The 15,059-nt window shown below is 68.6% G+C and carries 14 protein-coding genes and 2 tRNA genes; 5 read left to right on the top strand and 11 right to left on the bottom strand.

The features are described 5' to 3' along the window. The first annotated feature begins 475 nt into the window (after positions 1-475). Positions 476-874, top strand: a complete 399-nt coding sequence (locus ACFPZ3_RS39705; RefSeq protein WP_379519513.1) for a hypothetical protein — start codon at positions 476-478, stop codon at positions 872-874. A gap of 258 nt (positions 875-1,132) precedes the next feature. After that, positions 1,133-1,321, top strand: a complete 189-nt coding sequence (locus ACFPZ3_RS39700) for a hypothetical protein (RefSeq protein WP_379519512.1) — start codon at positions 1,133-1,135, stop codon at positions 1,319-1,321. 9 nt (positions 1,322-1,330) lie between these two features. Here ACFPZ3_RS39700 and ACFPZ3_RS39695 read toward each other — a convergent pair whose 3' ends face one another. The 9 genes from ACFPZ3_RS39695 to ACFPZ3_RS39655 all read right to left on the bottom strand — a co-directional run bounded on the left by ACFPZ3_RS39695 (position 1,331) and on the right by ACFPZ3_RS39655 (position 11,005). Continuing rightward, a complete protein-coding gene (locus ACFPZ3_RS39695; protein ID WP_379519511.1) occupies positions 1,331-2,005 on the bottom strand; it encodes a response regulator in 675 nt (224 codons plus the stop codon). Then, positions 2,002-4,488: a sensor histidine kinase gene (locus ACFPZ3_RS39690; RefSeq protein ID WP_379519510.1), complete on the bottom strand. Its 2,487-nt coding sequence runs from the start codon at positions 4,486-4,488 to the stop codon at positions 2,002-2,004. Before ACFPZ3_RS39690 ends, ACFPZ3_RS39695 begins: the two co-directional genes overlap by 4 nt. A 9-nt stretch (positions 4,489-4,497) precedes the next feature. Beyond that, positions 4,498-4,956: a group II truncated hemoglobin gene (locus tag ACFPZ3_RS39685; protein ID WP_379519509.1), complete on the bottom strand. Its 459-nt coding sequence runs from the start codon at positions 4,954-4,956 to the stop codon at positions 4,498-4,500. Positions 4,957-5,020: 64 nt separating this feature from the next. Further along, a tRNA-Met gene (locus ACFPZ3_RS39680) sits at positions 5,021-5,097 on the bottom strand. 111 nt (positions 5,098-5,208) lie between these two features. Then, positions 5,209-5,285 (bottom strand) — tRNA-Met (locus tag ACFPZ3_RS39675). Between the two features lie 54 nt (positions 5,286-5,339). Next, entirely contained in the window at positions 5,340-8,300 is a 2,961-nt protein-coding gene (locus ACFPZ3_RS39670; protein ID WP_379519508.1) for a UPF0182 family membrane protein, read from the bottom strand. A gap of 129 nt (positions 8,301-8,429) precedes the next feature. Next, the gene (locus ACFPZ3_RS39665; protein ID WP_379519507.1) at positions 8,430-9,476 is read right to left on the bottom strand and encodes a YlbL family protein; all 1,047 of its coding nucleotides are present in this window, start codon (positions 9,474-9,476) and stop codon (positions 8,430-8,432) included. A 10-nt stretch (positions 9,477-9,486) separates the two neighbouring features. Continuing rightward, entirely contained in the window at positions 9,487-9,915 is a 429-nt protein-coding gene (locus tag ACFPZ3_RS39660) for a molybdenum cofactor biosynthesis protein MoaE (RefSeq protein WP_379519506.1), read from the bottom strand. A 16-nt stretch (positions 9,916-9,931) separates the two neighbouring features. Next, the gene (locus ACFPZ3_RS39655) at positions 9,932-11,005 is read right to left on the bottom strand and encodes an NAD-dependent epimerase/dehydratase family protein (protein WP_379519514.1); all 1,074 of its coding nucleotides are present in this window, start codon (positions 11,003-11,005) and stop codon (positions 9,932-9,934) included. Between the two features lie 79 nt (positions 11,006-11,084). Between ACFPZ3_RS39655 and ACFPZ3_RS39650 the strand changes: the two genes are divergently transcribed. From ACFPZ3_RS39650 to ACFPZ3_RS39640, 3 genes are read left to right on the top strand one after another with little or no spacing between them, the layout of a single operon-like run. Beyond that, positions 11,085-12,353 carry a zinc-dependent metalloprotease gene (locus ACFPZ3_RS39650; RefSeq protein ID WP_379519505.1) on the top strand — a complete coding sequence of 423 codons (1,269 nt, stop codon included), beginning with the start codon at positions 11,085-11,087 and terminating at the stop codon, positions 12,351-12,353. Next, the gene (locus ACFPZ3_RS39645; protein ID WP_379519504.1) at positions 12,350-12,910 is read left to right on the top strand and encodes an NUDIX hydrolase; all 561 of its coding nucleotides are present in this window, start codon (positions 12,350-12,352) and stop codon (positions 12,908-12,910) included. Before ACFPZ3_RS39650 ends, ACFPZ3_RS39645 begins: the two co-directional genes overlap by 4 nt. A gap of 33 nt (positions 12,911-12,943) precedes the next feature. Then, the gene (locus ACFPZ3_RS39640; RefSeq protein WP_379519503.1) at positions 12,944-13,930 is read left to right on the top strand and encodes an endonuclease/exonuclease/phosphatase family protein; all 987 of its coding nucleotides are present in this window, start codon (positions 12,944-12,946) and stop codon (positions 13,928-13,930) included. On the opposite strand, the gene ACFPZ3_RS39635 is transcribed toward ACFPZ3_RS39640, so the two are convergent. Together ACFPZ3_RS39635 and ACFPZ3_RS39630 are read right to left on the bottom strand one after the other, a co-directional pair. Next, positions 13,917-14,501, bottom strand: coding sequence for a DUF2064 domain-containing protein (locus ACFPZ3_RS39635; protein ID WP_379519502.1), 585 nt, complete (start codon positions 14,499-14,501; stop codon positions 13,917-13,919). The two genes, ACFPZ3_RS39640 and ACFPZ3_RS39635, sit on opposite strands and share 14 nt — an antisense overlap. After that, a complete protein-coding gene (locus tag ACFPZ3_RS39630; protein ID WP_379519501.1) occupies positions 14,498-15,013 on the bottom strand; it encodes a M48 metallopeptidase family protein in 516 nt (171 codons plus the stop codon). Before ACFPZ3_RS39630 ends, ACFPZ3_RS39635 begins: the two co-directional genes overlap by 4 nt. Positions 15,014-15,059 lie beyond the last annotated feature (46 nt).

Here is a 15,059-nt window from a genome sequence, read left to right as displayed (position 1 = left end):
AACGGACGCGTACACCCGAACCAGGAGCCACTTTCGCGATCCCCGCCCCGAGGGCGTTCATTTCGTTGTGTCTTAATTCTTTCAGCCGTTCAAGTCCCTGTCAAATTGACCCGACTTGCTCGACCTGCTGGAATTAATCCTTGTCCCCTTTCGGAGACAACCCCTCTAACTTACCAGCCATTCCGAGTGGACGCGCACGCCGCACCGGACGACCATGAAGATAGTGGGATTTTGCCGGGCGCCTCCGAGACTCTGATGAACCTCTCGACCGCCCTGCGGGAAGCAACTCTAGCAGCCTGGCGCACCCACTCACGCCGATCCAGGTAATCAGGAGGTTCTCCCCTGACCAGCTGACGCTCAAACCTGTCCCACGCTCCCATGACCGACAGTCTGCGCAAGCCGACGGCAAGTCATCCGCAATCGCCCCCCGGTACGAAGTACTCACGAGCAGACTGCTCTCCCGGAGGTGGCCGCTATGACCCGGTCGGAGTTCGACGACATCCGCTCATTCCTCGCCGACGAGGCTACTCACGCGGGAGACCTGCTGCGAGTCGCCAGGACTCTGATCGACGACCTCGAACACGCCCGCATGCGTGAGGCCGTCCTGCGGACCCATTACCTGCGCCTGCTGACGGCGGCGCGGGCGACCGTGGCGGCCGAGACCGTGGGCGCGCCCGACCCGTTGGCGTTCCTCAAGCACGAGCTCGCCGAGCGTGGCCAGCTCCCGGAGGACGGCGAGGCGGTGCATCGCATCCTGTCCGACGCCCGTACGGCGGCCGCGCTGCTCGCCTGTCTGGAGGCCTCGGTCCCGCAGCGCCGGCGCGGCATGCGCCTGCGCCGCTGCGTCGGCACCGGCCGCGCACTCCCCAGGTAACCGGCCAAAGCGCCCCTCAGGTAGAGGCCGAAGCGCCCCTCAGGTAGAGGCCAAAGCGCCGCCTCTCAGGCAGAGGACGCAGCGCCCCTCAGGTAGAGGACACAGCACGCCTCAACTACACGGCCAAACCCTGCGGCCCGGCCAAGCGGCCAAGGAAATCGCCGCGTAACCAGCCAAGGGGCACCGTTGCTGCCCACTGGCACGATGCCGACTTCGGGCATACCCGCCTTTGGCGGAGCAACTGTAAGACTTCCCAATATGTGGCAACGGTGGCTGAACTGGGCGGCGGTCATCATGGTCGGGATATTCGGCCTGATGTGGGTGGGCATTGTGATTTATGCCGACCAGGGCTCTTCCCTCTGGATGCGCCTCATACAGGTGCTCTTCGGCCTGACGCTGATGGGCTGGGCCGTGCAGAAATCGTTCCAGATGGCCGGCAAGCCCTGAACAACGGCCCTACGCCGAGGGCTGGAACCGATAACCCATTCCCGGCTCGGTCAGCAGCTGCACGGGATGCGCGGGATCCCGTTCGAGTTTGCGCCGCAGTTGTGCCATGTACTGCCGCAGGTAGTGCGTTTCCTTCAGATAGGCGTTGCCCCAGACCTCGGTCAGGAGTTGTCGCTGGCTGATCAGTTTGCCGGGGTTGCGCAGCAGGATCTCCAGGAAGTGCCATTCCGTCGGCGTCAGGCGTACCCCTCCTGAGATCGTCTTGCCGACGAGGTCGATGACGTGATCGCCGACCCGGGCCGTGGTGATCTCCTCGTCGTGCTGCCCCGTGCGGCGGGTCACCGCGCGCACCCGCGCGAGCAGTTCGTCGATGCTGAACGGCTTGGTCACGTAGTCGTCGGCGCCGGCGTCGAGCGCGTCCACCTTGTCCGTGCTGTCCCCCCGCCCGGACAGGACGATGATCGGGACCGAGGTCCAGCCGCGCAGGCCGTGGATGACCTCCACGCCGTCGAGGTCGGGCAGCCCGAGGTCGAGGATGACCAGGTCGGGGTGCCAGTGGGCGGCCTCGCGCAACGCCGTGCCGCCGTCGGGCGCGACCGCGACCTCGTAGTGCCTGGCGACCAGGTTGACGCGCAGGGCCCGCAGGATCTGCGGCTCGTCGTCCACCACGAGCACGCGCGTCATGTGGCCCGCCGCAACGAGATGGTCATGGTGAGTCCTCCTCCTGGCGTGTCCTCGGGGACGAGCGTGCCGCCCATCGCCTCGGTGAGGCCGCGCGAGAGCGCCAGGCCGAGGCCCACGCCCGCGTGGTTGTCGCGGTCACCGAGCCGTTGGAAGGGCAGGAACACCCTTTCATGCGCTTCGACCGGAATGCCGGGGCCGCGATCGATGACACGGATCTCGACGTTCTCGCCGTGCCAGCTCGCGTGGACGAGTACGGGTTCACCGGCCGGGCTGTGGCGCAGCGCGTTCGCCATCAGGTTGACGAGCACCCGTTCCAGCAGCGCGGGGTCGGCGGTGAGCTCGGGGAGGTCGGGCGGGATGTCGGTCGCGAGGCGGTCGCGGAGGGGGCCGAGGTCGTCCACGGCGTGCGGCAGGACGTCCTCGATCGCCACCGGTTCGAGTCGCACGCCGAGCACTCCGGCCTGCAGGCGGCTCATGTCGAGCAGGTTCGACACGAGCCGGTTCAGCTTGATCAGCGACTCGTCGGCGGTGGCGAGCAGTTCGGCGCGGTCCTCGTCGGACCAGGTGACCTCGGTGCTGCGCAGGCTCTCCACCGACGCCTTGGCCGAGGCGAGCGGCGTGCGCAGGTCGTGACCCACGGCGGCGAGCAGCGCCGTGCGCATCCTGTCGGCCTCGGCCAGCGGCCCGGCCCGGTCGGCGACCTCCCGCAACCGCTGCTGCCGCAGCGCCACCGCCGCCTGCGCCGCGAACGCCTCCAGCACCTTCCGGTCACTGGCCTCCAGCAGCCGCCCGCGCGCGGCCAGCACGAGCCGGTCGTCGATCACGACATCGATCTCGGCCTGGCCAGGGCTCGTGGCGGGCATTCCGCCGGAGGTGGACACGACCCGCCATTCGCCCGCGTCGCCCCGTTCGAGCATCGTCACCGCGCTCAGCCCGAACGTCTCCCGCGTCCGCGCCAGCAACGACGGCAGCGCCGACTCGCCGCGCAGCACATGACCTGCCAGCGTGGACAACACCTCGGCGTCGGCCCGCGATCGCGCGGCCTCCCTGCTGCGCCGTGCCGCCAGGTCCACGACGGTGCTCACCATGGCCGCCACCAGTACGAAGATGACCAGCGCGACCACGTTCTCCGGCTCGGCGACCGTCAGGGTGTGCAGCGGCGGCGTGAAGAACCAGTTGAGCAGCCCGAATCCGAGCAGCGCCGCCGTCAGCGCCGGCCACATGCCGCCCGCCAGCGCGGCGGCCACGACGAGCAGCAGGAAGAGCAGGATCTCCGTGGGCAACGTCAGGTCCAGCGGCCGGAGCGCGAGCGTGAGCAGCGGCATCCCGAGCAGTACCAGCGCCCAGCCGGACAGTCGCCGGGTAACGGTCAGCGCGGCCCCCGGCCTCGGCCGGGCGCGGCCCTGCCCGGTCGCCTCGTGCGAGACCATGTGCACGTCGATCGATCCCGACAGTGCCGTCGTCGTCACGCCCACGCCCCGCGTGAGCAGCCGTTTCCTCCTGGACGCGCCGAGCACGAGTTGGGTGGCGTTCACGCCGCGGGCGAACTCCAGCAGCGCGCGGGGAATGTCGTGGCCGACGACCTGGTGGTAGGTGCCGCCGAGATTCTCGATGAGGGCGCGCTGGCGTACCAGGTTCGCCGGGTCCGCGCCCGTGGTCAGCCCGTCGGCGCTGGTGACGTGCACGGCCAGCAGGTCGGCGCCCTTGCCCCTGGCGGCGACCCGCGCGGCGCGCCGTACGAGCGTGTCGCCCTCCGGGCCTCCGGTGAGCGCGACCACCACACGCTCGCGCGCCTCCCAGGTGCCGGCGATCGCGTGGTCCGCACGGTAGCGGTCGAGCTGTTCGTCCACCTTGTCCGCCACCCAGATCAGGGCGAGCTCCCGCAAGGCGGTCAGGTTGCCGACGCGGAAGTAGTTGGCGAACGCGGCGTCCACCCGCTCGGGCGGGTAGACGTTGCCGTGGGCCATCCGGCGCCGCAGCGCCTCAGGGGACATGTCGACCAGCTCGATCTGGTCGGCCCGCCGCACCACCTCATCCGGTACGGTCTCCCGCTGCGTCACCCCGGTGATCTGCTCGACCACGTCGTTCAGCGATTCGAGGTGCTGGATGTTGAGCGTCGAGACGACGTCGATCCCGGCCTCGAGGATCTCCTCGACGTCCTGCCAGCGCTTGGCGTTGCGGGAGCCGGGGACGTTCGTGTGGGCGAGCTCGTCGATGAGGGCGAGCGTGGGGGCGCGTTCGATCACGGCGGCGGGGTCGAGCTCGGTGAACGTCGCCCCCCGGTACGTCAGGCTCTGCCGGGGCAGGATCTCCAGGCCGTCGAGGAGGGCCGCGGTGCGGGCGCGGTCGTGTACTTCGACCAAGCCCACGACCACGTCCTTGCCCCGCTCGCGGGCCCGGCGCGCCTCACTGAGCATGGCGTAGGTCTTGCCCACCCCCGGCGCCGCTCCGAGGTAGACGCGCAGCCGCCCTCTGCCTCCCATTCCTCCAGGCTAAGGCTGGTACGGCGGCGCCACTCCCCAGCCCCAGTGCGGCACCGGCGCCTCAAGCGGGGGCGTCGCGCCCGGCTGCGAGTTGGACCTGGCCAACCGGGTACCCCATTCGATGTAGCCGGCGAACGCGGCCCTGAACTCCGGATCGTCCGGCAGCCCCACTTCGTCGGCCGCGTCCATGAGCAGGCTCACCCACCTGCGGCGCTGCGGCTCGGTGATGGCCTTGTCGAGGTGGTGGCGGAGCATGTTCGCATAGCCGCCGCGCTCATGGGTGTAGCGGTCGGGGCCGCCGAAGACTTCGCTCAGCCACATCGCCACGTGTTGCGGATGATCGGGGTCCATGTGCGCGAACAACGGCCCGATCAGGTCGTCCTTGAGGACACTGCGGTAGAACACCTCGGTCAGCCGCTCGAAGGCCTCGGTGCCGCCTGCCCATTCATAGATCGTAGGTTCGGTCATGTAATGATGTAATCATCATTGCGGCCAACAAAAAAGCCCCCGGCCATTGGCCGGGGGCTTTCCTTGGTAGCGGGGGCAGGATTTGAACCTACGACCTCTGGGTTATGAGCCCAGCGAGCTACCGAACTGCTCCACCCCGCGTTGGTGTGTTAACACTTACTCTACAGGCTCCCAGGAGTGCTTGTGACGGAGAATTCCCGCCACTTACATTCGAAAGCCCGGTTTCCGTTTCCGGATCCCGGGCTTTCGGCCTGGTAGCGGGGGCAGGATTTGAACCTGCGACCTCTGGGTTATGAGCCCAGCGAGCTACCGAACTGCTCCACCCCGCGTCGTCTTGCTCCTTAAGAGTATCGGTGCCGCAGGGTGGGCGCAAACTGAATGGGCTAACCCGTGTCCCCCGTCGGTGACGTCGTTGGCGACGCTGATGGCGAGGCCGATGGCGAGGCTGACGGTATGACACTTGGCGAGGCGCTCGGGGATGCCGAAGGCGTGGCCGAGGGTGACGCCTGTGGCTGTTGCGCGTTGGCGCCCTCCAGCGCCTTCAGCGCATCCTCCAGCCGCTTCTGAGCATCGCCGTAGGCGTCCCAGTCGGGCGGGCTGGCCTGCAGGGCCTTCTGCGCGTCCGAATAGGCCTTCTTGGCGTTGCCGATCGCCGAATTCAGCGCCGTGTTGGACTGGTTCGGCTGCGCCTGCTCATCGCTCGGCTGTTGCTGCTGCTGTTGCTGTTGCTCGCCGCCGAAGACCTCCTGGAGCGCCTCCTCCAGCGTGCGTGCCACACCGATCTTGCTGCCGAACGACACCAGGACACGCTGCAGGATCGGGTACGGCTCCTGCCCGCCGCCCGCGGCCACCTGGATGTACACCGGTTCGATGTAGACCAGGCCGCCCGCGTACGGGAGTGTCAGGAGGTTGCCGTAGCGGACCGACGAGGCGCCCACGCCGAGGAGGTTGAGCTCACCGGCGAAACGGCTCTGGAAGGAGTTCTGGGCCTGGCCTGGGCCCGGGATGGGGGTGCTGGACGGCATGCGCAGGATGCGCATTCGCCCGTAGTCCCCGCCGGCCGAGGAGTCGACCGCCATGAACGCCGCCAGGTTGGGCCCCGCCCGTGGCACGAACGTCGTGGTCAGCGAGAACGACGGCGTGCCCCCCGGCATCGTGGTGGTCACGTAGTAGGGCGGCTGCTTGATGTTCTTGTCGCCCTGGGTCGGGTCGCCGGGGACGTTCCAGAAGTCCTGGCCGCTGTAGAAGGCGGACGGGTCGGTGATGTGGTAGCGCGACAGGGTGTAGCGCTGCACCTTGAACAGGTCTTCCGGGTAGCGGACGTGCTGGCGCAGGTCCGGGCTCATCTCCGAGGCCGGCCGGATGGTGCCGGGGAAGGCGTTGCTCCAGGTCTTGAGCACCGGGTCGTTGTTGTCCCAGGCGTAGAGCTTGACCGTGCCGTCGTAGGCGTCGACCGTGGCCTTGACCGAGTTGCGGATGTAGTTGATCTTGTCGCTCGGCTGCTGGGCGATCACGCGGCGGTCCGTGGACGTGTCGCGCGTCATGTCGCCGAGGCTCTCGCTCTGCGAGTACGGGTAGTCGTTGGACGTGGTGTAACCGTCCACGATCCACTGGATGCGCCCGTCGACGATCGACGGGTAGGGGTTGCCGTCGAGCGTCAGGTAAGGCGCGACCTTCTGGACCCTGTCACGCGGGTTGCGGACGTAGAGGATCTTGGAGTTGTCGTTGATGTCGCCCGACAGGACGATGTTCGCCTCGCTGTACTTGGCGGCGTAGACGAGCCTGTTGATGAACGAGCCGACGGGCACTCCGCCCCGGCCGGTGTAGGTCGTGTTCTTCTGGCCCGTGTCGCCCGTCTCCGGATAGTCGAGCTCCTGCGGGTTCTTGGGGTTGCCGCCCGCGATGACGTATTCGGAGGAGGAGGCTGGGTCCTCGCCGTAGTAGACCCGCGGCTCCTTGAGCTTGGTGCTGTTGACCAGCGGGCCGATGACCGGCATGTCCTTGGCGTCGTAGTTGGGCAGGCCACTGCTGTCGACCTGGTTGCCCGGCGCGGCGACGAAGCCATAGCCGTGGGTGTAGACCAGGGCCCGGTTGATCCAGTTGTTCTGGCCCTCGGGCGGGCTGGTCAGCTCGCGTACGCCGACGATGTGGTCGACCATCTTGCCCGTGCTGTCGGGGTAGCGGTCGACGTCGAGCGGGTCGGCGAAGCTGTAGAAGCCCCTGATGCGCTGCGTCTGCTCATAGGTCGAGGAGACCAGCGCCGGGTCGAGCAGGCGCACGCCGGAGACGGAGGTGTCGCCGTTGGTCTCGACCTTGGTCGGGTCGGCCTGCGCGTTGTAGGTCTCGACCTCGGTCTTGTCGACGTTGTACGCCTCCCGCGTCGCATCGATGTTCCGATCGATGTACGCGGCCTCCTTGAGCTGCTGGTTGGGCTTGACCTGGAACTGCTCGACCAGCGCCGGGTAGACGCCGCCGATCAGGATGGCCGAGAGCACGAGCAGGCCGAAGGAGACCCCGGGCAACATGCCGCCGGGGCGCACGACGCCGGCGAAGAACAGCGCGGCGCAGATCAGCGCGATGATCGCGAGGATGGTCTTGGCCGGCAGCACCGCGTTGACGTCGGTGTAGGAGGCCCCGTGGACGAAGCCCCGGTCGGAGAAGACGAGTCCGTACCGGTCGATCCAGTAGGCCACGGCCTTGAGCAGCACGAAGATGCCCAGCAGCGCTGACAGGTGAACGCGGGCCGCCCTGGAGGCGTGCACGCCCGGCGACTGCAGGCGGAACCCTCCATAGAGGTAGTGCGTGATCGCCGCCAGCACGATCGAGATGATCACGGCGGTGAACAGGAAGTTCAGCACCATGCGGATGAACGGGTAGTCGAACATGAAGAACGAGATGTCCATCCCGAACAACTTGTCCTGCTTGCCGAACGTCGCACCGTTGATGAACTGCAGCCACGTCTGCCACTGCCCCGCGAACGAGGAGCCGGAGAAGAGCGCGAGCAACCCCATGCCGACGATGAAGATCAGCTTTCGGTGGGGATCGAGTGCCATCCGGTAGCGGTCGGCGCCGCTGCCCCCGCCGAACATCGCGGGCCCGAACATCGGCCGCGTGCGGAAGGCCAGCAGCATGTTGCCGCCCGCGATGCCGACCATCAGCACCGCTCCGACCAGGAACAGCACGATCTGGGTCAGCACCACACCGCTGAAGACCGACGTGAAGCCGGTCGAGTCGAACCACAAATAGTCGGTATAAACACCCGAGAAGAGAAAGAACAGCGCGATGATCGCCACCAGAGCGATCGCCACAGGCAGAAGCAGTCGCGGTCGGCGGGGCAAGCGCATCGCCCTGCCGGCTCCTGGGGTCCGGAAGCTCAAGGCCAACCCCTCGTCGTAATGAAGAAACGGTCCGTGTCTGGCAACCTACACCGCGGTGCAGGCCCTCTTACTAACGCACGGCGATCGCCAGAAGTTTCATCCGGCTTCACACGCGGGCACCTCTCCCTTGCCCGAGCGCAGTGCGTCGAGCGCCTGCACCGCTCCGTGCAGCGTTTCGGCCCTGACCAGCCGCAACCCGTCGGGCACGGCGTTCATGGCCTCGGCGCAGTTGTCGGCGGGGGTCAGGAAGACCGTGGCGCCGGAGTCCTTGGCGCCGACCATCTTCTGCGCGATCCCGCCGATCGCGCCGACCTTGCCCGCCGGCTCCATGGTGCCGGTGCCGGCGATCCGCTTACCACCGGTGATCTCACCGGGCGTGAGCTTGTCGAGTATGCCGAGCGAGAACATCAGCCCGGCGCTGGGCCCGCCGACGTCACCCACGTTGATGTCGACCTCGAACGGGAACTTGTACTTCGCCTGCATCACCACGCCCACGAGCGTCTGCCCCTTGGGCCCGGCCACCGTCTGCAGGGTGACGTCGAGCTTGTCCTTGCCCCGGGTGACGTTGAAGACGACGCTCTCGCCCGGCTTGTGTGCCTTGACGGCGTCGCTGACGACGGTGACGTCCTTGGCCGGCTTGCCGTCGACGGAGTTGATCTCGTCGTCCTTCAGCAACTTGCCCTCGGCGGGCTTGCCCTTCTCCGTGGACACCACGCTGACGACCATGCTGTAGGGGATCTTGAGCTCGTTGAGCGCGGCGGCGGTGGCGGAGTCCTGGGAGTTGGTCATCTCTACCGTGTTCTCCTGCTCGACCTCCTTGGGGTCGCGGTCAGGAGCGAAGATGGTCTCCTGCGGGACCACGGCCACGGTCGGGTCGAGCCAGCCGCGAAGGGCCGTCAGCAGGTCGATCTGCGCGGCCGGGCCGCCCTGGTAGGCCACCGTGACCAGGCTCAGCGCGCCGCTGGTCGGGTAGGTCTGCTTGCCCTTGATCGAGATCACGGGCTTCTTGTCGACCTCGCCGATGGTGTTCTCGGTCGGGCCCGGGCTCAGCACGACGTACGGGACCGGGCGGAAAGCGCCCACCACGCCGAGCGCGAGCACAAGGAATCCCGCGAGCAGCAGGGTCAGGGCGCGTCGTGACATGTCGATGAGCTTATTCGCCGGCGCCGACCCACTCGGTCTCGCCATCTGCGAACACCTGGTGTTTCCAGATGGGGACCTGGGCCTTGAGGTCGTCGATCAACCGGCGCGCGGCCTTGAACGCCTCGTCCCGGTGCGGCGCCGCCACCGCGACGATCACGGCGGTGTCGCCCAGCTTCAGGTCGCCGACCCGATGCACGGCGGCCAGGGCCGTCACGGCGGCGAAGTCGGCGGCGACCTTCTCCGCCACCTGACGCAACTCGGCCTCCGCGGAGGGGTGCGCCGAGTAGGACAGCCCGGTCACCGGCTTGCCGTGATCCTGCTCACGCACGGTGCCCACGAAGAACGTGGTGCCGCCCGCGGCGTGGTCGCCCACGGCGGCCAGCACCTCGTCGACGGAGAGCGGGGTGTCGCGTATGCCGAGCAAGCGGATGACGTCCACGGAAAAAGCCTAACCTTTACGAGCGGCGTTTCTTACGTACCTGACGGACGATCGCGGCGGTGCCGATGACGGCGACGGTGGCGCCGGCGGCGGTGAGCGTGGCCTCCTTGACGGGCAGACGGCGGCCGACCACCGTCGTCCTGTTCTCGCGCAGCTCCAGGAGCTGCGCGAACGCCGCCTCGTTGGTCCACGACGGCTTCCAGCCCGCCTCGCGCAGCGAGGTGCAGTCGACCACCCACGGATAGACGACGTAGTGCAGGTCGGTGGCGGGGGCCGGGGTGATGCCGAGGCGGTGCAGGCGCTGGGCCGTGCCGAACGTCAGCCCCGCGGGCAGTTCCAGGCTGCGGATGCCGGACAGCTCCTCGACCTGCTCCTGCTCCAGCCAGCCGTCGGAGCCGACCGCCACCACGCCGGTGACCAGGCCGCGCGCCGCGAGCTCCAGCGCCGAGACCAGGTCGTCGATGTGGCAGAACTGCCAGTGCGGGCTGCAGCCCTTGACGGTCAGGAGTCTGGGCGACTCGAAGTGGCGGGTGAGCACCGTGTCGACGCCGGGGCCGGCGACCGCGGCCGGGCGCAGCACGGTGACCTCCAGGCCGGGGTGGCTGCGCAGGGAGCGGCGTACGAGGGACTCGATCTCCAGGAAGTCGCCGACGACGCCGGTGTCGGGCTCGGCGGCCACGGGGGCGTCCTCGGGCAGCGGCACGTCGTTGTCGGGCGCGGCGCCGTACACCATCGCGCTGGTGACGAGCACCACACGGCGGACGCGTGCGGCGGCGCTGGCCGTCAGCACCGTCTGGGCGGCGCGCAGGTTGTACGCCCGCCGCTCCCCGGGGTCGGAGTCGACGGCGTAGTCACCGGCCAGATGGACCAGGACGTCGATGTCGGAGATCCGGTTCGCCAAGAGCGGATCTCGGACGTCGATCTCTCTCCACGTGGCTTCCTGGACATCGCCGCGCTGATCGTCGATGGCCACCACTCTGCGGAAATCCGCGGAGGATACGAGCCTTGCGAGCAGCTCTCGGCCTAGGCCGGAGGCCGCGCCCGTTACGGCGACGACGGGTTGGCGCGGGCGTTTCGAGGTAGGCACCAGGTCCTCACTTTGCACTGATCCGCCGTAGGACGACTAACGTGGCGGATGTGGACTCCTCCATCCTGCACGAGGTAGAGCGGTGACTGACCTGCCAGGTCGCGAAAACGACCCCAACGAGAACCCGTTCGCCATGTTCGGCAACCCTGAGCAGATGGCTCAGGCGATGCGCCAGTTCGCCGACATGTTGTCGGCGCCCCAGGGTTCAGGCCCTGTCAACTGGGACATGGCCAAGAACATCGCCCGGCACGCCGTGGTCGCCGAGGGCGACCCGAGTGTCATGGAAGGCGAGCGCCGCCAGATCGTCGAGGCGCTCAGCCTGGCCGACCTGTGGCTGAACGAGGCGACGACGCTGCCGAGCGGCGTGTCCAACCCGCAGGCCTGGAGCCGGTCTGAGTGGATCGAGAACACCATCCCGATCTGGCGCAAACTTTGCGAACCCATTGCCGAACGCATGGTCGACACCATGGGCGGTGCGCTCGGCGGCTCCGGGCTGCCCCCTGAGGCCCAGCAGATGGCCGGGCCTCTCATGGGCATGCTCAAGCAAATGGGCGGCATGATGGTCGGCCAGCAGATCGGGCAGGCGCTCGGCTCGCTGGCCCGCGAGGTCGTCGGCACCACCGACATCGGGCTGCCTCTGTCCGACACGGCCGCGCTGCTGCCCGGGGGCATCTCCTCCTTCAGCGAGGGCCTCGAGGTCCCCGCCGACGAGATCAGGCTCTATCTGGCGCTGCGCGAGGCCGTGCATCATCGGCTCTTCCAGCACGTTCCGTGGCTGCGCTCGCACCTTCTGGGGGCGGTCGAGGAATACGCCAAGGGCATCACGGTCGACACTTCGGCGCTCGAAGAGCAGATCCGCGGGCTCGACATCAACAATCCCGAGGCTCTCCAGGAGGCGCTGAGCGGGGGCAACCTGCTCAAGCCCGAGGAGACCGAGCGGCAGAAGGCCGCCCTGGCGCGGCTGGAGACGATGCTCGCGCTGGTCGAGGGCTGGGTCGCCACCGTGGTCGACAAGGCCGCCGAGGGCAAGCTGCCCTCGGCCGTGGCGCTGGCGGAGACCGTACGCCGCCGTCGCGCCACCGGCGGGCCCGCCGAGCTGACGTTCGGCACGCTGGTGGGGCTGGAGCTGCGGCCCAGGCGGCTGCGCGAGGCCGCGGCGCTGTGGCGGGCGCTGGAGAGCGAGCGCGGCCTCGACGGGCGCGACGCGCTGTGGGGTCACCCCGACCTCATGCCGACGGCCGAGGATCTCGACGACCCCGAGGCTTTCGTACGCGGTGAGGCGGCCTGGGACATCTCCCAGCTCGAAGCCAAGCCCGACGACGACGGCGAAGGCGAGGGCGGCAAGAGTTGAGCCTGCACGCCGACGCGGTGGCGGTGCTGTCCGGCTGGACCGCGCCGACGCCCGGGGAAGAGGCGCTGCGCACCGAGTTCCTCGACCATCTGCGGACGCATGATGACGCGATGTTGCGCGAGTGCGTCCCCGGGCATCTGACGGCGACGACGGCGGTGTTGTCGCACGACGGTTCCAAGGTGCTGCTGACCCTGCATCCGAAGGCCAAGATGTGGCTGCCGATGGGCGGTCACTGTGAAATCTCCGACACGTCCCTTGCGGAGACGGCGCTTCGAGAGGCGCAGGAAGAGTCGGGAATTTCCGGGCTTGAGCTGCTGCCTGGGCCGCTCGCGGTGGACAGGCACGTCGTATGGTGCCATCCGCCGCAGAGCTGGCATCTCGACGTCGAATACGCGGCGGTGGCCCCCGCGGGCGCCGAGGCCGTGATGAGCGAGGAGTCGCTCGATCTGCGCTGGTTCCCCGTGGACGAGATCCCGGAGCCGTCCGACGAGGCCACGCGGCGGTTGGCCGCACGTGGACAGGCCGCGCTTAGCTCGGGCTCACGCGCATTTGGCTAGAGTCCATTTGCGTCGTTCCAAAGGGGGGCCTGCGTGGAGACTTCCGCCGTCGGCGGCACGATCGTGACACCCGCACGCAAACGCAGGAAGTTTCCCGCGACGGCGCTGACGTGGGCGGCCGTGACCCCGTTCGCCGCCTGGGCGCTGGCCAGGGTGGCCGGGCTGGAGCGGGGGTCGCTGCCCACGCAGATCATGACCGCGACCCCGTACGCCGCGGCCGGCTCGCTGGTGCCCCTCCTGATCGCCGCGGTCGGGCGCAAGCGCGCCGCGACCGCCGTCGCGCTCCTCGCGACGACGGCGCTCGGCTTCAGCGTGCTGCCCAGGGCGCTGGGCACGGCCGACGCCGCGACCGGCCGGCCGCTCAGGGTCATGACGATCAACATGTTGTTCGGCAAGGCCGATGTCGCGACGATCATGAAGCTGGTACGCGATTTCGACCCCGACGTGCTGAGCACCCAGGAGCTGACTCCAGGGGCGGTCTCCGACATGGACGCGGCCGGGCTGAAGGAGATCATGCCGCACCGCGTGCTGCAGGCCGAGTGGAACGCCGGAGGCAGCGGGCTCTACTCCAAACATCCGGTCGAACCGCTCTGGGACCTGATGCCGCCGGTCGGGCACCACATGCCCGCGGCGTTGATCTCGGTGCCCGGGGGCAAAGCGATCGAGTTCATCGACGCTCATCCCTTCCCACCGCTCGGGCCGCAGGTCACCGACTGGAACGTGGCAATGGACGCCTTTCCCTCCGCCGCCGCGGACCGGGTGCGGATCATCGCGGGCGACTTCAACGCCTCGCTCGACCACGCCGCCCTGCGCGGGCTGCTGTCGCGGGGCTACAAGGACGCGGCCGACCAGGTGGGGGCCGGTCTGATCCCGACGTGGCCGGCGAACAAGCGGGTGCCGCCGCTCATCACGATCGACCACGTGCTGGTGGATCAGCGGGTGGGCGTGCAGGAGGTCACCGTGCACGACGTGCCGGGCACCGACCACCGGGCCGTGCTGGCCACGCTCACCGTGCCCTGACCAGCGCCCTGGTGTTGTCCCAGCCTTCGAGCCCCGGGTCGAGTCTTTCAAGGTCGTCGCGGGTGCGCAGGCGGTGCCAGCCGGGGGTGGTGGCCACCCGTCTCGGCCCCGGAGCCTGGTCGCGCAGGTCCTTGACGACGTCGTAGGCGTCGAGGTCGGGATCCGCCCAGGCGGGCGCGGGGAGTCCGCAGGCCAGGGCCACCGCTCCGCCGTCCTCCGACGGGCAGACCGTGATCTCGGCCCGGCCCAGCTCCCTGAACAGCTTGCCGATCAGCAGCGGCGGCAGGTCGGGGGCGTCGGCGCTGATCACCGCGATCTGGTCGGCTTGGATGCCCCGCAGTGTGGTCTTCAGCGGTTCGCCCTCGGCGATCGTGATCACCTCGGTGCCGGGCCAGACGATGTCGTCGAGGCCGGGGACGCTGGTGATCAGGACCGGGGTGACGAGTTCGAGCCCCGCGACGATCTCGTACGTGTCCTCCGCCATCGCCTCCAGGAACTCCCTGGGATCGACGCCCGGTGGCGCTGCCTGCGCCATGTTCTGTCGTACCAGGACCGCGGCGATGCGCGTCAACACTCCTCCGGTGCCATGTGGGCCGCGGCGGAGAATCCCTCCAGGAACCCGCGGGCCCGCTCCGCCTTCGGATACTGTTCTACCAGCGCCCAGAACTTGGCCCCATGGCTGGGCACCAGCAGGTGCACGAGCTCGTGGATGATCACATAGTTGATGACCCACTCGGGCAGGCCCTTGAGCCTGGTGGAGATCCGGATCGTGCCGGTCTCCGGGGTGCAGGAGCCCCAGCGGTGCTGCTGGTTGTCGACCCAGCGCACGCTCACGGGGTCGGGCTCGCCGTCCAGATATTTGGCCGACAACTCCTTGGCCCGCTCCAGCAGAGCCTCGTCGGTCGGCCTTCGCCGTCGTTCCTTGGCGGCCAACCGGTCCAGCATCCGGCTGACCCATTCATCCGCGTCTTCGCCGCTCAGCCAGGCGGGGAGGAGCACGATCGTCTTGTCGCCGTCGCGGTAGGCGGAGACCGTTCGCCGGCGACGAGAACTGCGACGAACCTCGACTGTCTCGGGGGGCACATATGCACGGTAGCCGAGACTGGCGAAATTCCACAGAGGGTGGACG

It is taken from the genome of Nonomuraea insulae, assembly GCF_042656245.1.
This window is presented reverse-complemented; position numbering and strand designations above follow the sequence as displayed.

Excerpts from the sequence above, each read along its gene's own strand:
- ACFPZ3_RS39705 (WP_379519513.1), top strand. The coding sequence starts at position 476 with ATGACCCGGTCGGAGTTCGACGACATCCGCTCATTCCTCGCCGACGAG.
- ACFPZ3_RS39700 (WP_379519512.1), top strand. The coding sequence starts at position 1,133 with ATGTGGCAACGGTGGCTGAACTGGGCGGCGGTCATCATGGTCGGGATA.
- ACFPZ3_RS39695 (WP_379519511.1), bottom strand. The coding sequence starts at position 2,005 with ATGACGCGCGTGCTCGTGGTGGACGACGAGCCGCAGATCCTGCGGGCC.
- ACFPZ3_RS39690 (WP_379519510.1), bottom strand. The coding sequence starts at position 4,488 with ATGGGAGGCAGAGGGCGGCTGCGCGTCTACCTCGGAGCGGCGCCGGGG.
- ACFPZ3_RS39685 (WP_379519509.1), bottom strand. The coding sequence starts at position 4,956 with ATGACCGAACCTACGATCTATGAATGGGCAGGCGGCACCGAGGCCTTC.
- ACFPZ3_RS39670 (WP_379519508.1), bottom strand. The coding sequence starts at position 8,300 with ATGCGCTTGCCCCGCCGACCGCGACTGCTTCTGCCTGTGGCGATCGCT.
- ACFPZ3_RS39665 (WP_379519507.1), bottom strand. The coding sequence starts at position 9,476 with ATGTCACGACGCGCCCTGACCCTGCTGCTCGCGGGATTCCTTGTGCTC.